This window comes from Streptomyces sp. NBC_00080 (genome assembly GCF_045041255.1).
In the GTDB taxonomy this organism is placed as follows: domain Bacteria; phylum Actinomycetota; class Actinomycetes; order Streptomycetales; family Streptomycetaceae; genus Streptomyces; species Streptomyces coriariae.
The window spans coordinates 134,348-158,187 of record NZ_CP108236.1 but is presented as its reverse complement, the minus strand read 5'-3'; the positions used below and the strand labels follow the sequence as shown (position 1 = coordinate 158,187).

Below are 23,840 nucleotides of genomic sequence, written 5' to 3'. Positions count from 1 at the left end.
CTCGCCGTCGAGGCGTCAACTCCTCGCAGACTTCAAGGATTTCGTATGGATGCCATCACCGTGGGCGTCGGCGTGCTCATCGCCGCATGCCTGCTCGTCGTCACTACCGTGCTGTTCGTCGTCTCCCGGCTGTTCCGCAAGGTGGAGCAGGGGAAGGCGCTGATCGTCTCCAAGGTGCGCAAGGTCGATGTGACCTTCACCGGTCAGGTGGTCCTGCCGGTGCTGCACAAGGCCGAGGTGATGGACATCTCGGTGAAGACGATCGAGATCACCCGGGCCGGCAAGGAGGGGCTGATCTGCCGGGACAACATCCGCGCGGACATCCGGATCTCGTTCTTCGTGAAGGTCAACAAGACCGTCGAGGACGTCATCAAGGTCGCCCAGGCCGTCGGCACCGTGCGGGCGAGCGATCAGAGGACGTTGCAGGAGCTGTTCCACGCGAAGTTCTCCGAGGCGCTGAAGACGGTCGGTAAGCAGATGGACTTCACCGACCTCTACACCAAGCGCGAGGAACTCCGTTACAAGATTATCGAGTTGATCGGCATCGACCTCAACGGCTACCACCTGGAGGACGCGGCGATCGACTACCTGGAGCAGACGCCGCTGACCCAGCTCGACCCGGCCAACGTCCTCGACGCCCAGGGCATCCGGAAGATCACCGAGCTGACGGCCGTGGAGCACGTGCGCACCAATGAGGCGCAGCGCACGGAGGAGAAGGAGATCACCCGGCAGAACGTCGACGCGCGTGAAGCGATCCTGGAGCTGGAACGCCGGCAGGCCGACGCCGAGATCAAGCAGCGGCGGGAGATCGACACCGTGCGGGCCCGTGAGGAGGCCGAGACGGCACGGGTGACGGAGGAAGAGCGCCTGCGGGCGCAGTCCGCCTTCCTCAAGACCGAGGAACAGCTCGGCATCCAGCGGGAGAACCAGGCCCGCGAGGTCGCCGTCGCGCAGAAGAACCGCGAGCGGGTCATCGCCATCGAGAACGAGCGCATCGAGAAGGACCGCCTCCTCGAGGTCATCGCGCGGGAGCGGGAGACCCAACTGACGCAGATCGCCGCATCCAAGGAGGTCGAGGGCGAGAAGCGGGAGATCGCCGAGGTCATCCGCGAGCGGGTCGCCGTGGACCGTACGGTCGCAGAGCAGGAAGAGGCCATCAAGAAGCTGCGGGCCGTGGAGGAGGCCGAGCGCGGTCGGCAGACCGTGATCATCGCCGCCGAGGCCGAGGCGCAGGAGAAGCTGGTCAAGGACATCAAGGCCGCCGAGGCCGCCGAGCAGGCCGCCGTCCACCGCGCCGCCGAGGAACTCACCCTCGCCGAGGCCCGGCTGAAGAGCGCCGACCTCGACGCGCAGGCCAAGCTGCGCCTTGCCCAGGGCATCCAGGCCGAGACGGCTGCCGAGGGCCTCGCGGCCGTCCAAGTGCGCGACAAGGAGGCCGAGGTCATCGAGAAGGCCGGCCGCGCGGAGGCCGAGGCAGCCGAGGCGCGCATGCGGGCCGAGGCGGAGGGCGTCCGGGCGAAGGCCCTCGCCGAGGCCGAGGGCATCGGCGAGAAGCTGAAGGCGGAGGCAGCCGGCCTGACCGAGAAGGCAGCGGCGATGGCCGCGCTCGACGAGGCGTCCCGCGGCCACGAGGAGTACCGGCTGCGGCTCCAGGCCGAGAAGGAGATCCGGCTCGCCGGACTGGACATGCAGAAGCACGTCGCCGAGGCGCAGGCCACGATCCTCGCCACCGGCCTGGAGAACGCCGACATCAACATCGTCGGCGGGGAGTCCGTCTTCTTCGACCGCCTCGTCTCCTCGATCGCGCTCGGCAAGAGCGTCGACGGGTTCGTCCAGCACTCCGAGACGGCCCAGGCCCTCGCGGGGCCCTGGCTGGACGGTTCGTCGAGCTTCACCGACGACCTCAGCCGCGTCCTCGGCTCGGTCTCCACGGCGGACGTGCAGAACCTGACCGTCTCCGCGCTGCTGATGAAGCTGATGAAGACGGGCGGAGCCGATTCCGGCGCTCTGGAGCAGCTGCTCAGCAGGGCCGGCGAACTGGGTGTCGCCGACACCTCGCTCGCGGCCCTGAACGGCAGCGCCAGGGTCTGACAGGCCGCGGTCCGGAGCTGCCGCACAGGGGACGGCAGCTCCGGACCGCTTTTCCGACTTTCTGAGAGGGACTCCATGACCACCGGCCTGGACACCGGCACGTACGAGGTGCTGCGCGACCGCCTCACCGCGCAGGCCGCCGAACTCGCCCGCCGCGCCGAGGCGCTGAACGCTCGCCGTACCGAGGAGTTCGGCTCCACCCGGCTCGAACTCGCCGGCACCGAGCGGCTGCGCACCGAGCACACCTGCGTACCCCGGGACATCGTCTCCGTCGGCGGCGTTCTGCTCTTCGGCCACAACGTCTTCCTCGGCCGGGGGCCGGAGAAGACCGTCGCCGACGTCTTCGCGCTGCACGACCGTGACCTGAACCGGCTGCCGGACGACGCCGTGCCCGGCCTGCTCGACGACCCGGCCTTCCTCCGGGAGTTCGCCGCCCTCTACCGCTACTACCGGCAGGCCCACCTCCTCCAGCTCCGCCGCGTCGACGGCAGGCTGCTGGCCGTCTTCCAGACCGGTGAGAAGGCCGGGGACATCCGCGTCCTGCGCTGGGCCGTGACCGACGACGGCCGGGTGTCCTTCCTGGACGCGCGCGGCGAGCGCGACCACGTCTTCCCGCCCGCCCACGACTTCGCGTGGACGCGGACCGCCCGCGAGGACCACGTCCTCGGCCGCCACCCACACGTCTCCATCGAGGGCGAGGTCTTCGTCGAGACCGTCGGCGGCACCCTCACCGTCAAGGTCGAGAACAACACGGAGACGGGCGAGGGTGTTTACGCCGAAGCCGTCGACGAGCCGCTGCAGTCCCTCGCCGACGCGGACATCGCGTACGCGCGCGTGGGGGCCCTGATCCTGCTGCGGATCCGCCCCTACAAGGAGGACGCCGACCGCCACCTGGTGTTCAACACCCTGACCAGGACGGTCGTCCGACTGGACGGCATCGGGCAGGCGTGCCGTCGGTTGCCCGACGACCAGGGGATCCTCTTCCCCGGCGGCTACTGCCTGGCCACGGGCGCGTACAAGACCTTCGACGCGGTCGTCACCGAGGGCCTGGAGTTCGAGCGCGTGGTCCGCTCGCCCAACGGCGAGGACGTGCTGTTCGCCTTCCACGCGCGCGTGGAGGGCCGCAGCCTGCTGCTGCCGTACAACGTGATCCGCAAGGAGGCCGCCGCGCTGTCCTGCCACGGCTGGGCCCTCTTCGACGACGGCGCGCTCGTCGTCCTGCGCGCGGACAGCGACGAACCGCAGCGCGTCCACCCCGTCCAGCTCTGGAACTCACCCTTCGTCTCCGACACCCACGCCGCCGCAAGGCCCGCGGGCACGGGCGCGCTCGCCCGGCTTGGCAACGCCGACCTCGTGCGCGGCATCTCCGACTGCCTGTCCATCACCCGCGCCGTCACCGAGACCACCCCGACCAGCGAGGTGTACGAGGCACTGACCGCCGCCTGCGTCCGGGCGGCCGACTCCCACCACTGGCTGGGCGAGCCAGAACTCGGCGACCTGCACGAACCGCTCACCCAGGTGCGGACGACGGCCGAGCAGGTACTGGCCGAGTTCGAGACCGTCCAGGCACTCACCCGGCAGGCCGCGGACGCGCTCACGGAGGCCGCGGAGCGGGTCGCCACCGTCGTACGGCGTCTGCGCGGCGAGGCCCCGCGCAGCGCCGCCGCCTGGGTCACCGGCCTGACCGAACTCCGCAAAGCCCAGGGCCACCTGCTCACCCTCAAGGACATGCGGCACGCCGACACCGCGCGCCTCGACGAACTCGCCGCCGACGCGGAAGCCGATCTGGCCGCTTTCGGACAGCGGGCCGTGGCCCGCCTCGCGCGCGAGGACGCGTTCGCCGGCCACCGGGCCGACGTTGAACAGCTCATCGCCGACGCGGAGGCGATCGCCACCGTCGCCGAGGCCGCGTCCGTCGCCGCCCGCCTCGACGAACTCGCCGACGGCCTGCGCACGGTGACCGAGGTCGTCGCCGGGCTGGACATCGGCGACGCCACCGTCCGGACGTCCGTTCTGGAACGGATCGCCGAGGTCCTGGGCGGCGTCAACCGCGCCCGCGCCCTTCTCGACGGCCGCCGTCGCGCACTCCTGGACCGTGAGGGACGATCACAGTTCGCGGCCGAGTTCGCCCTGCTGGGCCAGTCGGTCACCGGCGCGCTCGCCGTCGCGGACAGCCCCGAGGCGTGCGACGAGCAACTCGCCCGCATGCTCGTCCAGCTCGAGAACCTGGAGTCCCGATTCGCCGAGTTCGACGACTTCCTCGTGGACCTCGCCGACAAGCGCGACGAGGTCCACGAGACCCTCTCCGCCCGCAAGCAGACCCTCGCCGATGCCCGCTCCCGCCGCGCCGAACGCCTCGCCGACTCGGCGGCCCGCGTCCTGAGGACCGTCACGCGTCGTGCCGCCACGCTCGCCGACACGGACGCCGTCACGACGTACTTCACCTCCGATCCCATGGTCGCCAAGGTCCGCCGCGTCGCCGACGAACTGCGCGAACTCGGCGACCAGGTCAAGGCGGAGGAACTCGACGGCCGCCTCAAGGCCGCCCGTCAGGAGGCCCTCCGTTCCCTGCGTGATCGCACCGACCTCTACACCGACGACGGCCGCACCCTCCGCCTCGGCACCCACCGTTTCGCCGTCAACACCCAGCCCCTCGACCTCACCCTCGTCCCGCACAGCGACACCCTCGCCTTCGCGCTCACGGGCACCGACTACCGCTCGCCTGTCACCGACCCCGGCTTTACCGCCACCCGCCCGTACTGGGACCGTCCACTGCCGTCGGAGTCGCCCGAGGTCTACCGCGCCGAATACCTCGCCGCCCGGCTGCTGGACGAGCACGGCCCGGCGGCCCTGGAGGAGGCCGAGCTGCCCGCCCTCGTACGACAGGCCGCGGAGGCGGCGTACGACGAGGGATACGAGCGCGGCGTCCACGACCACGACGCGGCCTTGATCCTCACCACCCTCCTGCGCCTGTACGCGGACGCCGGCCCCCTTCGCCACGAGCCTGCGGCGCGTGCCGCCGCCCAGCTGTTCTGGGCCCACGGAACGACCGACGAGGCTCGGCAGGACTGGCAGCGGCGCGCGGTCTCACTGTCCCGTGCACGGGACACGTTCGGCCTGACGCCGGCGATCGACGACCTGCGGCAGGAGCTGGCGGAGGCGATCGGCACGGAAGCGGCGGCCGCCTACCTCTTCGAGGAGCTGACGCGCGGCCCTGACGGATTCGTCGTCAGCGGGAGTGCGCGCACCCTGCTGGAGAAGTTCCGCCGCACGGTGGGCTCGTCGGCCTACGACGACGATCTCGCTGCACTCGGCGACCTGGCCGCACGCAAGCAGCTCGTCGAGGCGTGGCTGTCGTCCTACACCGCCTCGACCGGCACGGACGTCACCCCCGGCGACCTGGCCGAGGCGGTTGCCGCCGAACTCTGCCCCGGCCTGGCCCGCTACGGCTCCGACGCGCAGATGACCGAGACGGTCCATGGGCTGCTCGGCGTCCACCCCCGCATCATCGACCGGTCCCTGCTCGTCCGCGTCGACGAGTTCCTGGCCCGCACCCACGCGTTCAGCACACACGACGTCCTCGGCCATCGCGCCTACCAGCGCCGCCGTACGGAGTTGGTGGCCGCCGAGCACGCCCGGCTCCATCTGGACGAGTACCGGCCGCGGATCATGTCCTCGTTCGTGCGCAGCAGGCTCATCGACGAGGTCTACCTCCCGCTGATCGGCGACAGCCTCGCCAAGCAGCTCGGCACCACCGGTGAGTCCAAGCGCACCGACACCGGCGGCCTGCTCCTGCTCATCTCCCCGCCCGGGTACGGCAAGACGCCCCTCATGGAATACGTCGCCGACCGCCTCGGCCTGATCCTGGTGAAGGTCAACGGTCCCGCCCTCGGCCACGCCGTCACCTCCCTCGACCCGGCCGAGGCCCCGAACGCCACGGCCCGACAGGAGGTCGAGAAGATCAACTTCGCGCTGGCGGTCGGCAACAACACCCTCCTCTACCTGGACGACATCCAGCACACCTCGCCCGAGCTGCTACAGAAGTTCATCCCGCTGTGCGACGCCACCCGCCGCATCGAGGGCGTACGGGACGGGGAGCCGAGTACCTACGACCTGCGCGGCAAGCGCTTCGCCGTCTGCATGGCCGGCAACCCCTACACCGAGTCCGGCGCCCGCTTCCGCATCCCCGACATGCTCGCCAACCGCGCCGACATCTGGAACCTCGGCGACGTCCTGACCGGCAAGCAGGACGCCTTCGCGCTCAGCTTCATCGAGAACGCCCTGACCGCGAACCCTGTGCTCGCCCCGCTCGCCGGCCGCGACCGCGCCGACCTCGACCTGCTGGTCCGGCTCGCCCAGGGCGACACCACGGCCCGCGCCGACCGTCTCACACACCCCTTCACGCCCGCCGAACTGGAGCGCATCCTGGCCGTGCTGCGCCATCTGCTCACGGCTCGCGACACCGTGATGGCGGTGAACAGCGCCTACATCGCCTCCGCGGCCCAGTCCGACGCCACACGAACCGAACCGCCCTTCCAGCTCCAGGGCTCGTACCGCAACATGAACAAGATCGCCCAGCGCATCCAGCCGGTCATGAACGACGCCGAACTGTCCGCGCTGATCGATGACCACTACAAGGCCGAGGCCCAGGCCCTCACCACCGGCGCGGAGGCCAATCTGCTGAAGCTGGCCGAACTGCGCGGCACGCTCACCGCCGAGCAGGCCGCCCGCTGGGCCGACGTCAAGACCGCCCACCTGCGCACTCGAACGCTCGGCGGACCGGAGGACGACCAGCTCACCCGGGCGATCGCCGCCCTCGGCCTCCTCGGGGACCGGATCGCCGCCGTCGAATCCGCCATCAACCGCGCCGCCGACCCACGCCACCTCGTGGCCAACCCGTCGGCCCGGCACGCGGTCCGTCCGTGCGAGGAATAGCTCTCCGCATTTCACAAGGGGCCGACCGAACCGCCGCGCCGGCCCCTGACCACAGGAGGACACATGCTCTACATGGCGATGGTCGCCACGGCGCTCTTACTGGTGCTGGCCGCATCGATCTCCGTGCTGCTCCGTCGCGAGCGGCGACGTATGGGCTCCAGCCCTGAGGCCCGTCGCATCGAGGCGGCCGCGACACAGGGGATCCGCGACGCACGACGCCAAGCCCACGCCCGCCGGCATTTCAACGGGACCGGCACGATCGGCGGCCTGAGGGATCGCGACTCGCGCTAAGGGCTGTCCGATGATGCGGGGGTCGGGTCCGTCGACGGAATCCCCGCCGGCAGCGCCCACCGTGACATGTCAGGCGGCGGGCTCCAGGACGCGGGGGTGGGGTCCGGCGGCAAGGCGAAGGGTCCTGCGTGGTTGTGCATGAGGATCAGCATCACGGCAGCGAAGGCCACGCTCAGCACGATCAAGGCCAGGCCCACGGGGTTGTTCGGGTTGTACTCGTAGCGGTTCGTCCCCCACTTGCTCCGTTGGAAGACGGGTTCGTTCTCATCCAAACGCACAGCGAAGTTCCTTCTTGGAGCGCACCAATGGCGGGCCGGAGCAGGGGGAAAGCCCCGATACCGACCGGCCCGACTGCCGTCACGAGGAGTCCGATGGTGCCGTGGCCCCGAGGAGTTCATGCAGAAGATGCGAGGCAGTGATCACGCCCAGCAGACGGGTGCTCCCTTCCTTGTGCCTGCCCTTCGCCGTTTCCGCCACTGCCACCAGTGGGCTGCGCACCCGTGCCATCAGCGCGGCCACCTCCAGCGCGGTGTCGTCCGGGTCGGCGATCGGCGGCGGGGCCGCCTCGTGGGGCAGGCAGTCCCCGACGCGTCTGCCTGCCAGGGCCTGGCAGAGTCGGTCGGCGTGCTTCTCGTCGATGACGGCGGCGAGAGCGGGGTCCTCGATGACGTAGGCGGGCACCAGAATCTTGATCATCTGGGAGGCGGGAAGGATCGCCCTCGGCTCGCCCCGTTCGTCCACCACGAGCAGGGCCGGCAGTCTGTGCTCGGCCATCAGCCGGGCCGCCTCCATGGCATCGCCGTCGACGCTCACCGTTTCGTACTCGGCCGCCAGGTCACGCGCGCGCATGGCGGGCTCCTCGTCTGTTGGAAAGGTTCCTGTACTCACCGTCTTACGTCAGCGGCGAGCGGGCCAGGTCATTGACGCGAAACATACGCGGCGCCACCGGTAGAACCACAGGGTGGGGGAGAAGAGGCCGCTGCCGGGCCGTGGCGACGCCATCAGGACCGATCGCCGATGCCCTCGTCGCCGGCCGGTGGACGCGCGGCGCTCCGGCGGAACCGGTCACCGAGCTGGGAGCCGGCGATGAGTCCCGACGCGAACAGCAGCAGACCGACCTGTACGACGGGTAGCAGGAACATCGCGTCCTCGCCGACCAGCCCGCCCCACCGTCCCAGCGGGACGACCAGCCCGCCGACCCACATCACCAGCAGGGCGACGCCCCGGACACGGATGCCCCATGGAGTCGTACGGCTGCGGACACGCTTGGGCGCCCAGCCCCGTAGGGAGGCGATCGACAGGGGCAGTACGAAGGCGGACCAGCCGATCAGCCATGCCCACAGGAACACGTCCCACACTCCTTCTTCGCGACGGCCGAGCGGCCGCAATATGTTCGCGGCCGCTCGGCCGGCGACCAGCACGCCCCGGCCTCTCCGTGGAGCCCGGGCGGTTCGCAACCGACCGGACTCACTCCACTACCGGTAGCGACGTCAGCCGGTGATTTCGATCTTGCCGTTGGCTTCGGCGGACGCCGCGGCCTCGGGCTGCGGGCCGCTGTTTCGCTGGGTGAGGTTCTTCAGAAGTCCGGCGAGGTCGACTCCGGTCGTGGAGCTGAGGAGTTCGACGCCCTGGGCGACGTTGTCGGCGACCGTGCGAGAGAGCTGGGAGGCGCCGTCGGTGGAGATCACCGTCATCTTGTCGATGGCGCTGAGCGGCTCGGATGCCTTGGCCACGACCTGGGGCAGGACCTCGACGAGCATCTGGAGCACGGCCGCGTCGCCGTACTGGCCGAACGCGTCGGCCTTCTTCCGCATCGCCTCCGCCTCGGCGGCGCCCTTCGCGCCGATCGCGGCGGCCTCGGCCTCGCCTTCGATGCGGACCGCGTCGGCGAGCGCGGCGCGGTGTGCCTTCTCGCCCTCACCGGTGAGCCGGGACCGCTGGGCGTCCGCCTCGGCCTGCTTGACCAAGGCGATGCGGCGGGCCTCGGCCTCCTGCTCGGCCTGGTAGCGGGCGGCGTCGGCGGGCTTGCGGACCTTGGTGTCCAGCTCGCGGTCGGTCAGCGCGGCCTGCCGCTGGGCGACCTTCTCCTGCTCGGCGAGCACCTCCTGCGATCGCGCGGCCTCGGCCAGCGGGCCGGCGGCAGCGGCCCGGGCGGCGGCCTCGTCGGTCTCGGCCTTGATCTCGGCCTGCTTCAGCGCGAAAGTGCGCTGGGCTATCGCGATCTCCTCCTCGGCCTTCAGCCGGGCCTGCTCGGCCGCGCGGCGGGCGACGGCCTCGGCGATGTCGGCCTCCTGCTTGGCGCGAGCGGCCTCCGGTCGGCCGAGGTCCTCCAGGTAGGAGCCTTCGGTGCTGATGTCCTGGATCTGGAAGGCGTCCAGCACCAGGCCCTGCCCGGACAGGCTCGCCTCGGCCTCCTCGGCGACCTGGCCGGCGAAGGCGGCGCGATCGCGGATGATGTCCTCCACCGACATCCGGCCGACGATGGCACGCAGCGCGCCGGAGAGCACCTCCTGGGTGAAGCCCACGATGCCGTCCTGCTGCATCAGGAAACGCTGGGCGGCGGCCCGGATGGAGTCCTCGCTGCCGCCGACCTTGACGATGGCGACGCCTTCGAGGTGCGCCTTGACGCCACGCCAGGGTGACCGCGCCGCGTACCGCGACCGGGATGTGCCGAGAGGACAGGTCGAGGGTGAACTTCTGCTGCACGAACGGCACGACGAACACACCGCCGCCGACCACGACCTTCTGCCCGCTGTTGTCGGTGAAGACCCGGCCGGTCTCCGGGTCGGTGGCCTGCTTGCCGCGCCGGCCGGTAACGATGAACGCCTCGCTGGGGCCGGCCACCTTGTAACGGGTGACGACGACCAGGCCGAGCAGCACGAGGAGTACGACGACTCCCACCACGGCGAAGACGACTGGACTCATGGTGATTCCCCTCAGCCCTCCCAGGGGACGGCGGATCGATACGGTTTGTGTGAAGAAATGGGCACCGGCGCTGCCGGTGCGTCGGGAGTTTCGGCGGTGCGGTGCGGTCAGCGCTCCACGGGGCGTACGGACACCGCTGTCTGAGACAGCGTCCCTTCCACCCAGACCTCGGCCCCGCGGGCGACCGGCGACGGACTCCTCGCGGAGAGTTTCACCGGTTGCCCGGCCAGATGGACCAGCACCTCGCCGTAACCGTCGACCGGAATCGCCGTCACCACGGATCCGGAGACACCGATCAGATCGACGTCGCGTGGAGCCGCACCGGACCGGTCGCGCAGGAGCACCTGGCTGAGGCGGTACGCGAGCCAGCCCGTGACGAGCCCGGCCGGCACGCCGATCGCGGTCGCACCGACCGCGCCCACACCCGTGGCGCCCATGGCGATCGCACCACAGAAGCCGAGCATGGAGACGAACCCGGCGACGACTGGAAGCGAGAGCAGACCGTCGAAGAGACCGTCCAGCACGCCGACGCCGTCGAAAAGTCCTTCGAGGACGCCGTCGAGGACGAGAGACAGCAGCAGGAGCACGACTCCCGCGATGCCGATACCAAGAAACCAGCCCATCCGCCCACACCACCCGTCCATCGCATCGCCGCGTCGTCGGGTGCATGCTCACACGTTTCGGGTGGTGCTGACATTGCCTGTTCCCGGCAATCTTTACGCTTCTTTAATGCCGGACTCCGCACCGTCCGGCGCGCTCCCCAGCCGGGGGAACTGGTTCATGCCCCCCGAGGGGTGCCGAGCGAGGTTGCCGGAGCATGGCGCAACGTCCCGATCCCTGGGTAAGCAGCGCCGTCCGCCGCCCTCGCCGTCGGACGAGGGGATGCGTGGTGTTCGTGGGCACGGTGGCCGGCCGTATCTCTTGGTGCGGTGGTGCGGTGGTGCGGTGGTGCGGTGGTGCGGTGGTGCGGTGGTGCGGTGGTGCGGTGGTGCGGTGGTGCGGTGGTGCGGTGGTGCGGTGGTGCGGTGGTGCGGTGGTGCGGTGGTGCGGTGGTGCGGTGGTGCGGTCAGGGGCGCGGGGCGGAGCCCATCTCCGTGCTGAAGACGATCGGCTCGCTGTCGAACCCGCGGACCATCTCGTGGAACTCCCATGTTCCGGAGGCGTCCCTGACGGACTCCGCGACGGTTCCGGCGGTGGCTCCGGCGAGTTTCGCGAAGTCGTCCTTGAGCAGCTCCGCATACCCCTCGACGCCCAGAACTCCGGCGTTCGACAGGTCGCCGAAGGTCTTGGGCCCGGTGTTCTGGTGGATCGCCACGCCCACGACCACTCGTGCGAAGGAGGGGGCGAGGCGGTCGAGTTCGAGTGTCATCGCTTCGACGTAGCCGAAGCCCTGGCCGGTCTGGCTGTGCCGGCTCATGTTGATGGTGCCGTCCGGTGAGCGGCTGTCGAAGTGGACGATGTACACCGGCCGCCCGTAGGGGGCGTCCGCCGAGTAGGTGGCGGCGATGATGTCGAGATGATGAGGAGGCTGATTCCGGGGACTCGGGTCCCACTTGAGCCGCACCTCGACCTTCTCCAGCCGGTTGCTGCGATTGCTCACCGAATTGCCGCCTCTTTCGCTGTCGAGCAACCGCGCGATGTCTCCCGCATGCCAAGTATGTCTTGCCGCCACCCCGTTGAAGCCCGGTGGCTCCGTGGAGCGCGGCGCGTGCTCGCACACCGCCCAGTGTCACCTCGCTGCCCGTGGAGCTCCGGCCATCGGTGTTCCACGGGCGCGAGTGGCCGCCGATCGGTGCTCCAAGCCCGTTCCAGGTGGTCGCAGCTGGCTGCCGACGCGGCACACGCCACACCCTGTGTGTGAACGCGGGCAAGCCGTCGTCCGTATGAAACAGGAAGCCCACAGGTTCGAGGAGTTGTCGGATGTCCCGGAGGTGCCGCGGCGGCGGAGCGGGTGCCGGGGAGGTCACCTGATGCAGAACCGGGAGGGCGCCCGTGCCCCGCGTCTGCTGCGGGCCGGTGTCTTCGCGGCTGTCTGCGTGGTGACGACGGCGCTGGGCCACGCCGTGATGTCCGGTGACGTCCTGCCCTGGTGGACCCTGGGATCGGCGTTGGCCGGGACGGCCTGGGGCGCCTGGTGGTTGACCGGCGGGGAACGCGGGGCCGCCGCCGTGGTCGGCGCCACCGTCGTCGCGCAGGGGTTGCTGCACCTCTTGTTCGATCTGGCCCACGTGTTCGTCCGTGGACGGGCCGACCTGCCACCCGTCGGACGAGCCCCGGGCATGGACCACGGGATCATGTTCTCCCATTCCGGCATGTCCGTGCACATGGACCATTCGGATGCGGGCCTGACCCTGGGGCACGCCGGGATGCCCGGAGCCCCTTTCGCCCTGCTCCTCGAGTCCGTCGTCGCTCGACAGGGCTCGGGCGGGATGTACCTGGCGCATCTGTTGGCCGCCGTCGTGTGCGGACTGTGGCTGTGCCGAGGCGAGGCAGCCGCACACCAGGTGGGCCGGGCCCTGGCCGTGGTGTTGTTCGCGCCGCTGCGACGGATCTGCCGCGTGCTCGCGCACCCCGCTCTCGACCGGCGGGCCCCCTCGGTATGCGCAGCCATGACCGAGGGGGAGACGGCGCGGACCGCTCCCGTACTGCTGAGGCATGCCGTCGTCCGCAGAGGGCCGCCGTCGGCGGGTTTAGCAGTCGTTCGTCTGTCTGCCAGCCCCCTGCCCGTCGTACGGCCCTGAAGCCACTTTCCGGTGTCGGGCTCGGGTGCTGGGCCGGGGCAGGCGCATGGCCGACGTGCTCGTTCACGCGCGTCGGCCGTCCACTTCGGCCTCGGCGTGCCCTTCGTCCGGCGCGCGAGCTGTTCGGTGTCCGCCGAAAGCGCCGCGTCGTGGCGGGGCCCGCAGCCCACCCATCGATCGGGAGATTCTCTGATGCACCACGCCATATCCGTGCCCGCACACGCGGCCGTTGATCCGCGGTCCCCCCGGCCCCTCGGCCGTGGACCCCGGCTCGTTGCCTTCGGCGTCCTCGTGACCGCCACGTCCGTCCTGCTGTCCGGCTGCGGCGGCGACTCGGCGGACCACGCCTCCGCCCAAGCCGCCTCCTCGGCCTCCGCCTCGTCCTCCGCCAAGGGCATGGACGGGATGGCGGGGATGGACATGGGGGACCCGTCCGCCACCCCCGCCGACAAAATCCCCGGAGCGACCGTGGTCAAGGGCGCCTTCACGCTTCTCGACACCCGCCCGCCGGGCATGGACGACGTCGCGGGCAGCGCCTGGCTCGCGCAGGGCTCCAAGGGCACCACCGTGACCGTGTCCCTGACCGGTCTCAAGCCCGGCGCCTCCTACATGGCCCATCTGCACGCCCAGCACTGCTCCGCCAAGAACGGCGGGGAGCACTTCCGGTTCGAGAAGGGCGGCGCGACCACGCCCCCCAACGAGGTGCACCTGATGTTCACCGCCGACAAGTCCGGGATGGGAATGACGACAGTGAACAATTCCCGCAAGACCGGCAAGGACGCGGTCGCGATCGTCGTCCACCCCAGCGAGGCACAGGACAACCGGATCGCATGCGCGGACTTCGACTTCTGAGGGCGGCGGCAGGACCGCTCGGGTGCGCGGGTGTGCTGCTGCTTCTCGGCGGCACACCCGCGTACGCCCACACCGCACTCGAGGACGCCACACCGGCACCAGGCGCCAAGGTCGCGGCCGGGACCGACGTCGTCGCGCTGACCTTCAAAGACCTGAACTCCGGCGTCCCGCCGAAGATCGGCATGGTCGGAGCCGACGGCACGACCGTCCCGGTCGGAGCGCCGGTCATCACCGACGGCGGCACCGCGTGCGCCGCGGTCTCCCCGCTGCCCGTGGGTGTCGTTACCCTCACCTACACGATTACCGCCGGCGACGGGGACGCCCAGACCAGCGCGTTCCAGTTCGAGGTCATGGACGGGGCCAAGCCCGTCGAGCCCCCGTCCGCCTGCGCCGATCTGAGCCTGCCCGCGCCGGACACCGGCGGGGCCGGCACCGTCCTGGGCCTCGGACGCACCACCGCGACGGCCGTTCTCGCCGGGGCCGTCGCCGTGATCGCGGGCGGAGGGGTCGTCGCCGTCCGCAGACGACGCCGAACAGGGCTGCCGGCGGAAGGGGGAGCCGCCGAATGACCTGAAGCCTGTTCATCTCTCGGGCCGCGCTCAGGCGGGTGCGGCCCGAGCGGGTACCCGCGACACGCGAGGGATCCTGCTACGCGCCACGGCCCCCAGATCAGAGGCTGGTGGGCCGTCAGGCGGCGCTCAGCAGGTGTGCCGGTTTGGCGCAGTTCTTACGCGGCATTGGCAGGCCGTTGACGTGCACTGTGGCAGGGGTGCGATTGCCGGGTGTCGGCAAACTCGTCTGCTGGTCGATGGGTTCTCACACGGTCGCCGCGACAGGCGTGCCGGGCCGAGCTACTCGTCGCTGCCTCGGGGGCGCAGCGGGGAGGGAAGCGCGCCCTCGGTCGTCGGCGACTCGAAGATGCTTTCCGACTGTCCTGCCGTGGGGGTGTTCTGTTCCTCGGAGAGTCCCGGCGCGCCCCGGGGCAGCCAGGAGAAGATTCCCAGCAGTGCGACAACGGCGGCGACCGCGCCGAGGGTGCGGAGCACTCTGCGGACCCTTTCCCGGGCGCTCAGGTCCTGCCATGCCGGTCCGGGCCAGTCGTCGTCAGGTTGCCAGACGTCACCGACGGAGTCGGCTTGGCGGACAGGGGGCCTGGCGCGCAGAAGCAGCCGTTCCTGTGCTGAGGGTTCCCGTGGTGCGGAGCGTCGAATGGCTTCTTCGCTGTCGTTGAGGAACTTCAGCCAGACGCTCTCGGGATCGGTGGGGCCGGTGGGCTCGGGCGCAGTCACGGTGCCTGCCCATCTCCCTTCTGGCCGGTTCCGGGGGCCTGCCGACGGCTGGTACGTCGTTCCGTGCCGCATCAAATGTGTCAGCTTCACTCCTGGGCGCCGAAGCGGCGACCGGCCGTCGGCTCGGCTCCCCCACGCAATCATTGCACAATGCAAAATAAGATCGCCAGTCTATGTGCCGTTTCATGGGGAGGCTTTGCCCGCGCTTGAGCCGCAGCGGATCTGGCTGCGTCGTGTGCACGAGACAGGGAACGCGCCCTCCGGGCTCGGGGAGATCACGTCGCCCCGCAGGAGGAAGGCGCCGCCGGATAAGGCTCCTTGCATGTCTCCGGCGAGGGCGTCACCTACGTCTGCGGCTCTGCGGGCGGTGTCCGTCGGCAGCTTCGAGGCGGACGAACGGTATGGCCCGGCCCGCGTCGCGGAACGACGTCTCGCTTCCGTCGGCGGGCAGGCCCATGAACGCGCAGAGGCGGCGGGCGGTACGGGGATGCCGGCGGGCGTAGTCGGCCATGATCTGGGCGCCGTCGTCGGGGGAGAGGAAGCGGGCGGTGACGGCGTGGTAGCGGTTGCCGACCTGGATGACGGTCTTCGGGTGTGCGCGCAGGTTGCGGTACCAGTCCGAACCGGGGCCGAAGCCTGAGGCGACGGTCCAGCCGGGGCGCAGGGTCTCGTGCGCCACGACTTCGAGGACGACGTGGCGGTCGAGGCCCGTCGTGCGGCCGACGTGGTGCAGGAGAAGGAACCGTCTGCCGAGAGCCGGCCCGAGTCCGGCGCGGAAGAGGAGGACAGGTGCGCGCGCGACCAGGCGCCGCCAGCCGGTGGGGAGTTGAGGGCGCGTGCCATGGGTTCCTCTGTGGGGCATCGTCGCCTTCCAGGAGTGTCGTCGGAGGTGCCGCTGTACGGCCTCGATTGAGTAAAGGGCCGGTATGGGTGCCGCTTCAGCAGGACAACCATTGCATAGTCTAAATGCGAGAGCGCGTCGGCGGAGAGAGAAGGCCGCTCTCGAGCGCCGCGACCACTTCAGGAGGACGTTCATGATCATGAGCCGGCAGGCGTCCGGATCCCGGCTCCTGTCCTGGTTGCCTGTGACCGCGATGGGTGTGGTGGCCGTGGCGGACGTGGTGGCGGGCCCCGGGGTGGGGTTCCTGCCGCTGGTCTCGCTCGGTCCCGCCTTCGCCGGGCTGGTCGGAGGCTGGCGGCGTACCGCACTGATCGGCGTGCTGGCGCTGGTGCTCTGCCTGGCTCTCGGCCTGTACGACGGCCTCTTCGAAGGACGCCGCGGGTTCACCGCCCTGATCTCGGTGGCCGGGGTCACGGGCGCGGGCGTCGCGGCCGCCGTGATGCGCTCGCGCCGCGAGGCCGAGCTGGCCAGCGTGCGGTCGATCGCGGAGGTGGCCCAGCGGGTGCTGCTGCGCCCGGTACCACGGACGGCCGGCCCGCTGCAGGCGGCTGTCTCCTACACCTCCGCCGTCGCGGAGGCGCGCATCGGCGGGGATCTGTACGAGGTGGTCGCCTCCCCGCACGGTGTCCGGGTCATCGTGGGCGATGTCCAGGGCAAGGGCCTGGCCGCGGTGGAGACGGCCGCCGTGGTCCTCGGCGCCTTCCGGGAGGCGGCCCACGACGAGAGCGACCTGGTGGGGCTGGGGGAGCGGCTGGAGCGGAGCGTGGCCCGTGAGCTGGAGGGTGAGAAGTTCGTCACTGCCGTCCTCGCCGAGATCGGTTCGGCCGGCGGGGCAGTCTTCCTGAACTACGGTCATCCGCCTCCCATGGTCGTGGGCCAGGACGGCACGGTGGGCTTCCCGCAGCCGCCCGCCTACGCGCTGCCGCTCGGTCTCGGTTTCCACGGGGCCGAGGGACCCGAGCCCTACCGGGTGGACTTCGAGCCCGGCGAGCAACTCCTGCTCTACACCGACGGCGTCAGCGAGGCCCGGGACGAGCAGGGGGCTTTCTATCCGCTCGCCGACCGGGCGTACCTGCTCAAGGAACCCGACGCGCAACTGGCCCTCGAAGCCCTGCGGGAGGATCTTGTGCGGCACACGGCGGGCCCTCCGCACGACGACGCGGCCATGCTCCTGCTGCGCTTCCATGGTCATGGGAAGGGAAAATCTGTTCGCGACGCGTGAGTGAGCAGGTGCTTCGGCGCGATAGAAAGGATGTATGCCGCAGCACGAGAGCCCCGTGGGGGCCATGGACGATGTCGACGAGGTCACCCGAGCGGTGCTGACCGCGTCCCGGTTGCTGGTGGCCGTCTCCGCCCGCTCGATCGCAGCGGTCGAGGAGAGAGTGACCCTCGCGCAGTTCCGGATGCTCGTCGTGCTCTCCAGCCGCGGGGCGACCAAGCTGGTCGCCCTGGCCGAACTGCTCCAGGTGGCGCCGTCGACGGCCATGCGCATGGTGGACCGGCTCATCGCCGCCGGGCTCGCCGACCGCCAGACCAACCCCGGCAACCGCCGCGAGACCCTGCTGCAGCTCACCGACGAGGGGCGGCGCACCGTCGAGGAGGTCACCGCCCGGCGGCGTGAGGAGATCGCCGCGATCGTCGCACGGCTCAGACCGACGCAGCGGCTGGCGCTCGTCGAGGCCCTCGGAGCCTTCAACGAGGCGGGAGGGGAGCCGCCCGCCCCCGACATGGACGATCCGGAGCCGCATCCGCTCGGCTGGGGGGCGGACGTGGCCCGAGAGGCGTAAGCCCCCGGCCGCCTGCGCTCTGCGCCGGCCGAATGGCGGACGGGCCCGCCCTTCCCGGACTCCTCGACTTTTTGCATAATGCAAATAAGTGCGAGCGGGGTTCGCCGCATCGGGTCGGGAGAGGGGGGAATGGCGCATGCGCCGGTGGCGTCGCTCGTCCCGGGATGTGGAGCCCCGTCTGATGGCCCATCTGCGTGCCACCGTCTGGGGGCCTGCCGAGTTCGTCGGCCTCCCTCCATGGTGGCTGGTCGGGGAAGGCGTTCTCGCGGCGGCGCTGGCCGTCGCGGGGATCGTGGGCACGTCCGTCTTCGGGGCCTGGACGGGGCGCCCGGGGATGGCCGACGGCGCGGTCGGCATGGTGTGTGCGCTCGCGCTCGTTGTCCATCTGATCGTGGTGCGGGCGGGCCGGGCGCTGGTGGGCGTCGTCGCCGTGCTCGCGGCTTGCCTCGCGGCGCAGGCGCCGCAGGCCGCCGCCGGCGTCGTACTGGCGGAGCAGGGGCGGGTGCAGTCCGTGGTGGTGACGTCGGTGCGGGATGAGGGGGCGGTGCGGGGCGGCCGTGGCCGCTATCTCTGCTCCGTGGCCGACGGGCGTGGGGTGCCGCTGCAGGTGCGAGTCTGGCGTGGCTGTGGGCAGGCCACCCGCCCCGGGGACGCCCTCGCCGTCGTCTACGACCCGCGGGGACGGGTGCCTCCGCGCGGTGTCGGGGCGGGAGCAGGGGCGTCGCGTGCGGTGCTCGGCCTGAGCGGGTGGGCGGCCACTCTCGCCGCGGCGACGGTCGTCGCGGTCGTGCGCTCGTACCGGATGACCGTTCCGTCGGCCGGCCGACGGAACGGCGCCGGCGCCGGCGCCGAAGGATCATCCGGCTGACGGACTGGGCGTCGGGGATGAAGTGTTGACGTTGAGGTCAGGGCGGGCGGCGAGGACGATGACGGGGGCGCCGGGCTGGGGTGGGGGCGGAGTGAGTTGATCCTTCGGGAGCTTCGGCGGGGTGGACTGCTGGAAGTTGACCAGTTCGCCGTTGATCACGCCTGTGTTCTCCAGAACGGTGATGTGGTCCAGGACGGTGTCGTTGGCGAGGTCCGCGAGCTGACGGACCAGGGTGTTCCTGGTGGTCGCGCGGATTTTCGCGATGACCGGGAAGATCTGGCCGTGGGTGACGCGCATGATGTTGGCGGCGGTGCTGTCGAACTGCCTGCCGGACTCCGCCGCCGAGGTCGCCACGAACTGCTGCTGTTGCGGACTGGCCTGATTGGGCAGCGTGACGTTCAACATGGGCGCGATCTTGAGGCACATCGCGTCCAGACCGGCGTGCCCGACGATGAGGTGTTTGCCGGCCTCCTTCATCTCCGGCGTCGAGCCCTTCTCCATGGCCATTTCTCCCAGGGGGTACTCCCACAGGCCCGCCGCGCGGACCTTGACGACGAAGTCGCGGTCCGCCTCCGTCAGCGGGCCGAACTGGGTGTTGGCGATGATGCGGGAAGTGTCGCTCGACGTGGTCTGGATGCCGAGCATGGCCGGGTAGGCGAGAGCGCTGAGGGTCAGGCCGAGAGCGCCGACCACGAAGACCGTTCCTATCTTGCTGCGCGATGTGGGCATGGGTGCCTCCGGACGAGAGGAGTGCGGACGACAAGAGGTACGGATGTGCGGCGCCCCCGGATCATTGCAGCAGGCAAATTTTGCACGAGGTGGCGTGGTCTGCGTCACAGTCCTCGCCCCGGAGTGGCAGTCGGCCGGGGGCTCCTGGGCGGGGTGAGGGCGGTGACGGGCTTTCCGGACCGGTGCGGGGGAGGCGTGATCTGCGAGACCGGCAGGCTGGGGCGGTCTCCTGGGGGAGGGTCTGGCCGAAGCCGAGCGGACCGGTGCTCAGAATCGCGGGTGCCGCCGTTCGGCTCGACTCCGTAGGCGGCCACGGGCCCGTACTCAGGACGCGCCCCCCAGAGCGAGATGGGTGGTCAGACCCGCCCGCTCCGCAGTGGCCCGGAGTACCCCGCTGGCTCGGGTGAACCGCACGTCGATACCTGCCAGGGGCAGAGTCCGGCGAATGCTCAGCAGGGTGTACAGGCCCGGGTAGTCGCAGAAGGTGATGCCCGACAGGTCCAGCACCAGCAAGCCGCCGGCGGAGTGGGCGGCGAGCACCGCCAGATGCTCTCGGAGTGCATGCGCGGTGTCGGCGTCGAGCTCTCCCGCGAGACGCAACTCCAGTCGCGGAGGAAGGCTTCCTCCGCTCTCCCGGCGGACGGAAAGTCTCGAGGACGAAGCCGCTTCTTGGGGCTCTTGCGGCAGGGTCGACCCGTCGCCGCCCGCCAGTGCGGCACCGGCTGTCTCGTCATCCTGCGGCTCGGGCTGAGGTGGTGGCATCTGTTTTCCGGATCGGCTCGGCGACAGTTGCCGACCAGACTTCCCGGCGCACCAGGAGGCGCCAGCAGCGCTTCCACGCCCGCATCTTTGCACAGGGTAAAGATCTGCATCAACACCCGGCGAAGATTTTCGTCCTGCCGACGTGATCGCCGTCCTCAGGCCCGCAGGGGGCGGGTGAGGACCGTCGGCCAGACCACTTGCGCTCGAACCGTCACCGCGGGACGCGCACGCTCGGGCGACGCGGCCCCGCTCGGCCTCCCGGCGATTCCTGCGTGCGCAGCCCCTGGGGCCGCCCGTCCACACCAACGACTTCGACCGGCGACACGTCGCCCGGACGGTCACCCGTCGCCGAGAGCCGGGCTGCTCCACGAAGCACATGTGGTGCGCCATGCGAGAAGACGGGACGAGGGGTCGTCAGGGCCCGATGTCGACCTGGTGCTCCACGGTGACCTGGTCGACTTCCGACACCCGTACAGTGAGCCGCATCGTCCACGTCCCTTCCGTGGGCAGGGTGAGACTGTCACTGCCCCAGTAGCCGCGCTCGTCCACGAGCTCCGCATCCAGGGGGCCCACGCCCTGCGAAACCAGGGTGAAGGCGAGACGCAGTTCGGGCACAGGTACGAGCCCGCCGTCTGCGCCGTAGACGACCGCCTGGACCGCGTTGCGTCCGACCCGCCCGGGTTCCAGGACGATCTGCACCCTGCCGCTCCCCAGGGGTCCCAGGGTGCGACTGCCGGTGTCGAAGGGGACCATCGACAAGGACTGAGTGGGCTGACCGGGCACGAGAACCGCCAGCGCCGCCGACTCCTCGGCCGCCCGTCCGGTCTGCGTCCCGGTCAGCATCGTGGTGAGCACCAGGACCACCATGCCGACCGCCACCTCGGCCAGCACGCACCGGCGCAGCCCGCGCCGCTGCGCTGTCCGCTCCGTCGAAACCCCGGCCCTGGACGCTACGGTGCCGGAGGGATCGTCCGCCTCCCGGCCGCCCACCGCGATCGGCGCCCGCTCCGGCTCGGGCGCCGTGAGCAGCCGCCCGGTCCAGCGCCGTGACTGCGCGGCCACCGCCAGTACCACCAGCACGGTCCACACCTTCAGCGACAGTGTCCGGCCGTACCCGGTGTGCAGCAGCGCGTCCCAGGACCCCAGCCCGCGCCAGGACTGGTAGACGCCGGTGGCGGCGAGAACCGTCACCGAGACGAACGCCAGCCGGGAGAAGCGGGCGACCGCGGCGGGAGGGAGCGGATCCTCGGCCGGTGCCCGGTACAGGGTGGTGAGCAGGGCGGCCAGCCCGCCCAGCCACGCCGCCATCGCGAGAAGATGAAGTGCGGTGGAGACGACCGCCACGGGGACCTGGACGCCGACCGCGGCATGCTCGGCGACGACCCAGGTCGCCGCCAGGGCCAGGGCGAACAGGACACCGGCCATCCTCCCGAGTCGGCCGGCGCCTTCCCCGATCCTCCGGTTCCGAACGAGCACGGCCAAGACGAGCAGCAGCACCAGCCGCACCAGCAGGGCGACGCCCGTCCGGGTCTCCATCGTGCCGCGCAGCGACCGCGCGTCGAACACCGCGCCCGGTCCTTCGCCGCTGTCGTACGGTCCGCGGAGCAGCACCAAGGCCAAGGTGGACAGCGTCAGTACCCACCAGCCGGTCACGAAGAGTCGGCGTACGGCTCGCCGGGCCGTGGCCGTCGGCCAGCAGGCCAGGACGAACACGGCGATGCCGATGAGCAGGGCCAGTCCCGCGTAGGCGACGTAGCGGGCCGTCTCGTTCAGCGTGCTCGTGGCCCTGGGTACGGCCGGCTGCGCGGTGGCGGCGGGCCTGGCGGGCGAGCGTTTGCCGACGGAGAAGGTGAAGGCTCCGGTCACGGCGTGGCTGTCCGCCGACACCACCCGCCAGGAGACGGTGTACGTGCCCTGGCCAAGCCCTCCGGCGAGGCGGACGCGGGCCGTGTTGCCCCGTCCGTCGGCGTGCTCCGGATCGCCCGCTGTCGCCGGGCGGTTGTCGGGGTCGAGGACGCGGACGGAGTTCTCGACGAGGGCGACGGCTTCGTCGAAGGTCACCGTGATCTGTCGTGGCGCGGCCTTCAGGACGACGCCCTCGCGGGGGTCGCTGCTCGTGAACACGGCGTGCGCGGAGGCCGGGGTCGCGCCGGCCAGGAGAGAGAGGGCGAACGCCACAGCCAGGACGAGCAGGGCCCGGTACGTCCTGCGGGCGCCAGGCGTCGGCCGGAGTACGGGACTGGAGAGCGTTACCCGAACACCGAAGGCGGACGCTCGGTTCACCGCGCACCGCCCCGCCCGGCGCGGCGCCGGTTCAGCCGCCAGGCGAATGCGCCGAGCCCGAGCAGGGCGGCGGCTGTCCCGGCGGCGATCAGCCCTCCGAGCGAGTTCTCACCCTCCGCGCGCGCCGAGGCACTGGCGTCGCCGCCGTCGGAGGGGCCTTCGGACGGTGCGCTGGACACCCTGACGGAAGGCGGGCTGAGGGGCTGCGCGTCGGCGGTCGAGGGCCTCAGCTTCAACACCGGAGCCGGCTGGTCCGACTCCGCTTCCTGCGTGGGCAGTTCGATCCAGCGCGAGACCCTGCCGTCGCCGTAGGTGTCGACGGTCTTGAACACGAGCTCCTGGACGTCGGGCAACTGCCGCACGGTGATCGCGTGTTCGGCGTCCGCTCCCGTCGCCAGAGCAGGGCCGCCGATCGTGTAGCCGTCCGAGGTGGTCTTCAAAGTCCAGCCCTTCGGGGCATGCGCGAGCGTCACGTCGTCCGGCTCGATGCCTTTCGGCAGGGCGACGCGCACCCGGGCGAAGCCCGCCGTGTCGGACTCGGCCTCGGAGGTGAAGGTGAGGGTGACATTGCGGGCCAGAGCCCTCGGGGTGTCGGCCTCGACCTCCGTGTGCGCGGACGCGGGGCGGGCCAGGACGAAAGCGGATGTCAGAGCGAGGGCGCCGACCACGGCGATGCGGCCGAACTCGCGAGCAGCGGGATCCAGGGATTGCACGGAAGGCAGGGGCACGAACGAACTCCGGAAGCGTCAGGCCGGGCGGGCTTCGACCCGACCGGGATGATGGCGAAGGGACCGGAACAACGAGGTCTTCCGGTGGCCCCCGGCGCGGCAGCGCACGTTCCGGCGCTCCGAATCCGATCGGCAGGCAAGTCCCTCGGCACGCCGCTCGCCGCAAGACGGGCAGTGCCCGGCGCACCGGGCGCATCAGCAGCTTGACCCACAACCGTCTCAGCCGCCCACCGGCGGCCACCATCACGCGTCGTGCCATGCAGGCGCCGGCCAACGCGGCCGCGACGGCCACGTCTGCCTGGTGCAGCAGCCATGCCACGGCGAGCGCTGCGCCCATGTGGACAGCGGTCATAGCGGCGGAGGACTGGTGCCAGGAGTGGCCGTCGCCGGAGGCCGTCACCGAGCCGCCGTTCATCGCATGTACGGCGGGACCGGCGTGGACCGCCGTGTTCCGGTGCCCGTCGGCCGCCCAGGCGAGAGCCAGATGGAGCGCACCCTGCACGGCAAGCGTGCATCCGACCGTGGCCAGCGGGGAGAAACGACGGCGGGCGGCGGGCCAGACACCCGCGAACTGCAGCAGCACAAGGGCGGCCACAAGGCGCCACGGCTCTGCCGCGCCGCCGGCCGCATGGTGGCCGAGGGCGGCGAGGACGCTGCC

The 23,840-nt window shown here is 70.9% G+C and carries 20 protein-coding genes and 1 pseudogene; 9 read left to right on the top strand and 12 right to left on the bottom strand.

Annotation, left to right across the window (positions count from 1 at the left end; all coding sequences use genetic code 11):
- Window positions 1–45 precede the first annotated feature (45 nt).
- The 3 genes from OHU34_RS44415 to OHU34_RS44405 all read left to right on the top strand — a co-directional run bounded on the left by OHU34_RS44415 (window position 46) and on the right by OHU34_RS44405 (window position 7,317).
- Entirely contained in the window at window positions 46–2,091 is a 2,046-nt protein-coding gene (locus OHU34_RS44415) for a flotillin family protein (RefSeq protein WP_331733441.1), read from the top strand.
- Between the two features lie 75 nt (window positions 2,092–2,166).
- Complete coding sequence (locus tag OHU34_RS44410) at window positions 2,167–7,026, top strand: DNA repair ATPase (protein ID WP_331733438.1); 4,860 nt, start codon at window positions 2,167–2,169, stop codon at window positions 7,024–7,026.
- A 63-nt stretch (window positions 7,027–7,089) separates the two neighbouring features.
- On the top strand, window positions 7,090–7,317 hold the full coding sequence (locus OHU34_RS44405) for a hypothetical protein (RefSeq protein ID WP_331733435.1): 228 nt from the start codon (window positions 7,090–7,092) through the stop codon (window positions 7,315–7,317).
- Here OHU34_RS44405 and OHU34_RS44400 read toward each other — a convergent pair.
- From OHU34_RS44400 to OHU34_RS44375, 6 genes and pseudogenes are all read right to left on the bottom strand, one after another.
- Window positions 7,314–7,595 carry a hypothetical protein gene (locus OHU34_RS44400; protein ID WP_331733432.1) on the bottom strand — a complete coding sequence of 94 codons (282 nt, stop codon included), beginning with the start codon at window positions 7,593–7,595 and terminating at the stop codon, window positions 7,314–7,316. The genes OHU34_RS44405 and OHU34_RS44400 overlap by 4 nt on opposite strands.
- Before the next feature lie 79 nt (window positions 7,596–7,674).
- Entirely contained in the window at window positions 7,675–8,166 is a 492-nt protein-coding gene (locus OHU34_RS44395; RefSeq protein ID WP_331733428.1) for a CBS domain-containing protein, read from the bottom strand.
- A 152-nt stretch (window positions 8,167–8,318) separates the two neighbouring features.
- Window positions 8,319–8,666, bottom strand: a complete 348-nt coding sequence (locus OHU34_RS44390; protein WP_405772678.1) for a hypothetical protein — start codon at window positions 8,664–8,666, stop codon at window positions 8,319–8,321.
- A 141-nt stretch (window positions 8,667–8,807) separates the two neighbouring features.
- Window positions 8,808–10,242: pseudogene (locus tag OHU34_RS44385) on the bottom strand (flotillin family protein).
- Window positions 10,243–10,349: 107 nt separating this feature from the next.
- A complete protein-coding gene (locus OHU34_RS44380) occupies window positions 10,350–10,865 on the bottom strand; it encodes a hypothetical protein (protein WP_331733999.1) in 516 nt (171 codons plus the stop codon).
- A 443-nt stretch (window positions 10,866–11,308) separates the two neighbouring features.
- Window positions 11,309–11,842, bottom strand: a complete 534-nt coding sequence (locus OHU34_RS44375; protein ID WP_331733997.1) for a TerD family protein — start codon at window positions 11,840–11,842, stop codon at window positions 11,309–11,311.
- A gap of 370 nt (window positions 11,843–12,212) precedes the next feature.
- On the opposite strand from OHU34_RS44375, the gene OHU34_RS44370 reads away from it, so the two are divergent.
- The 3 genes from OHU34_RS44370 (at window position 12,213) to OHU34_RS44360 (ending at window position 14,404) form a co-directional block, all read left to right on the top strand.
- Window positions 12,213–12,983, top strand: coding sequence for a hypothetical protein (locus OHU34_RS44370; RefSeq protein WP_331733423.1), 771 nt, complete (start codon window positions 12,213–12,215; stop codon window positions 12,981–12,983).
- Between the two features lie 291 nt (window positions 12,984–13,274).
- A complete protein-coding gene (locus tag OHU34_RS44365; RefSeq protein WP_405772675.1) occupies window positions 13,275–13,835 on the top strand; it encodes a superoxide dismutase family protein in 561 nt (186 codons plus the stop codon).
- A 32-nt stretch (window positions 13,836–13,867) separates the two neighbouring features.
- Window positions 13,868–14,404 carry a copper resistance protein CopC gene (locus tag OHU34_RS44360; protein ID WP_331733417.1) on the top strand — a complete coding sequence of 179 codons (537 nt, stop codon included), beginning with the start codon at window positions 13,868–13,870 and terminating at the stop codon, window positions 14,402–14,404.
- Between the two features lie 282 nt (window positions 14,405–14,686).
- On the opposite strand, the gene OHU34_RS44355 is transcribed toward OHU34_RS44360, so the two are convergent.
- Both OHU34_RS44355 and OHU34_RS44350 read right to left on the bottom strand, forming a co-directional pair.
- Window positions 14,687–15,124, bottom strand: coding sequence for a hypothetical protein (locus OHU34_RS44355; protein WP_331733414.1), 438 nt, complete (start codon window positions 15,122–15,124; stop codon window positions 14,687–14,689).
- A gap of 340 nt (window positions 15,125–15,464) precedes the next feature.
- Window positions 15,465–15,986, bottom strand: a complete 522-nt coding sequence (locus OHU34_RS44350) for a nitroreductase family deazaflavin-dependent oxidoreductase (protein WP_331733412.1) — start codon at window positions 15,984–15,986, stop codon at window positions 15,465–15,467.
- A gap of 172 nt (window positions 15,987–16,158) precedes the next feature.
- Here OHU34_RS44350 and OHU34_RS44345 point away from each other — a divergent pair, with 172 nt between their 5' ends.
- From OHU34_RS44345 to OHU34_RS44335, 3 genes are all read left to right on the top strand, one after another.
- Window positions 16,159–17,247, top strand: coding sequence for a PP2C family protein-serine/threonine phosphatase (locus tag OHU34_RS44345; protein ID WP_405772672.1), 1,089 nt, complete (start codon window positions 16,159–16,161; stop codon window positions 17,245–17,247).
- 34 nt (window positions 17,248–17,281) lie between these two features.
- Window positions 17,282–17,812 (top strand): MarR family transcriptional regulator, encoded by a 531-nt coding sequence (locus tag OHU34_RS44340; protein WP_331733406.1) that lies wholly within the window; start codon window positions 17,282–17,284, stop codon window positions 17,810–17,812.
- Between the two features lie 181 nt (window positions 17,813–17,993).
- Complete coding sequence (locus OHU34_RS44335) at window positions 17,994–18,680, top strand: hypothetical protein (protein WP_331733404.1); 687 nt, start codon at window positions 17,994–17,996, stop codon at window positions 18,678–18,680.
- Here the strand turns inward: OHU34_RS44335 and OHU34_RS44330 are convergent.
- The 4 genes from OHU34_RS44330 to OHU34_RS44315 all read right to left on the bottom strand — a co-directional run bounded on the left by OHU34_RS44330 (window position 18,669) and on the right by OHU34_RS44315 (window position 23,182).
- Window positions 18,669–19,409 (bottom strand): DUF4142 domain-containing protein, encoded by a 741-nt coding sequence (locus OHU34_RS44330; RefSeq protein ID WP_107446381.1) that lies wholly within the window; start codon window positions 19,407–19,409, stop codon window positions 18,669–18,671. The two genes, OHU34_RS44335 and OHU34_RS44330, sit on opposite strands and share 12 nt — an antisense overlap.
- A 324-nt stretch (window positions 19,410–19,733) precedes the next feature.
- The gene (locus OHU34_RS44325; protein WP_331733397.1) at window positions 19,734–20,171 is read right to left on the bottom strand and encodes an STAS domain-containing protein; all 438 of its coding nucleotides are present in this window, start codon (window positions 20,169–20,171) and stop codon (window positions 19,734–19,736) included.
- Between the two features lie 414 nt (window positions 20,172–20,585).
- Complete coding sequence (locus OHU34_RS44320) at window positions 20,586–22,349, bottom strand: copper resistance protein CopC (protein ID WP_331733394.1); 1,764 nt, start codon at window positions 22,347–22,349, stop codon at window positions 20,586–20,588.
- A gap of 101 nt (window positions 22,350–22,450) precedes the next feature.
- Window positions 22,451–23,182, bottom strand: coding sequence for a DUF1775 domain-containing protein (locus OHU34_RS44315; protein WP_405772668.1), 732 nt, complete (start codon window positions 23,180–23,182; stop codon window positions 22,451–22,453).
- Window positions 23,183–23,840: the final 658 nt, after the last annotated feature.

Excerpts from the sequence above, each read along its gene's own strand:
- OHU34_RS44415 (WP_331733441.1), top strand. The coding sequence starts at position 46 with ATGGATGCCATCACCGTGGGCGTCGGCGTGCTCATCGCCGCATGCCTG.
- OHU34_RS44410 (WP_331733438.1), top strand. The coding sequence starts at position 2,167 with ATGACCACCGGCCTGGACACCGGCACGTACGAGGTGCTGCGCGACCGC.
- OHU34_RS44405 (WP_331733435.1), top strand. The coding sequence starts at position 7,090 with ATGCTCTACATGGCGATGGTCGCCACGGCGCTCTTACTGGTGCTGGCC.
- OHU34_RS44395 (WP_331733428.1), bottom strand. The coding sequence starts at position 8,166 with ATGCGCGCGCGTGACCTGGCGGCCGAGTACGAAACGGTGAGCGTCGAC.
- OHU34_RS44380 (WP_331733999.1), bottom strand. The coding sequence starts at position 10,865 with ATGGGCTGGTTTCTTGGTATCGGCATCGCGGGAGTCGTGCTCCTGCTG.
- OHU34_RS44370 (WP_331733423.1), top strand. The coding sequence starts at position 12,213 with ATGCAGAACCGGGAGGGCGCCCGTGCCCCGCGTCTGCTGCGGGCCGGT.
- OHU34_RS44350 (WP_331733412.1), bottom strand. The coding sequence starts at position 15,986 with ATGCCCCACAGAGGAACCCATGGCACGCGCCCTCAACTCCCCACCGGC.
- OHU34_RS44345 (WP_405772672.1), top strand. The coding sequence starts at position 16,159 with ATGATCATGAGCCGGCAGGCGTCCGGATCCCGGCTCCTGTCCTGGTTG.
- OHU34_RS44340 (WP_331733406.1), top strand. The coding sequence starts at position 17,282 with ATGCCGCAGCACGAGAGCCCCGTGGGGGCCATGGACGATGTCGACGAG.
- OHU34_RS44335 (WP_331733404.1), top strand. The coding sequence starts at position 17,994 with ATGGCCCATCTGCGTGCCACCGTCTGGGGGCCTGCCGAGTTCGTCGGC.
- OHU34_RS44330 (WP_107446381.1), bottom strand. The coding sequence starts at position 19,409 with ATGCCCACATCGCGCAGCAAGATAGGAACGGTCTTCGTGGTCGGCGCT.
- OHU34_RS44325 (WP_331733397.1), bottom strand. The coding sequence starts at position 20,171 with ATGCCACCACCTCAGCCCGAGCCGCAGGATGACGAGACAGCCGGTGCC.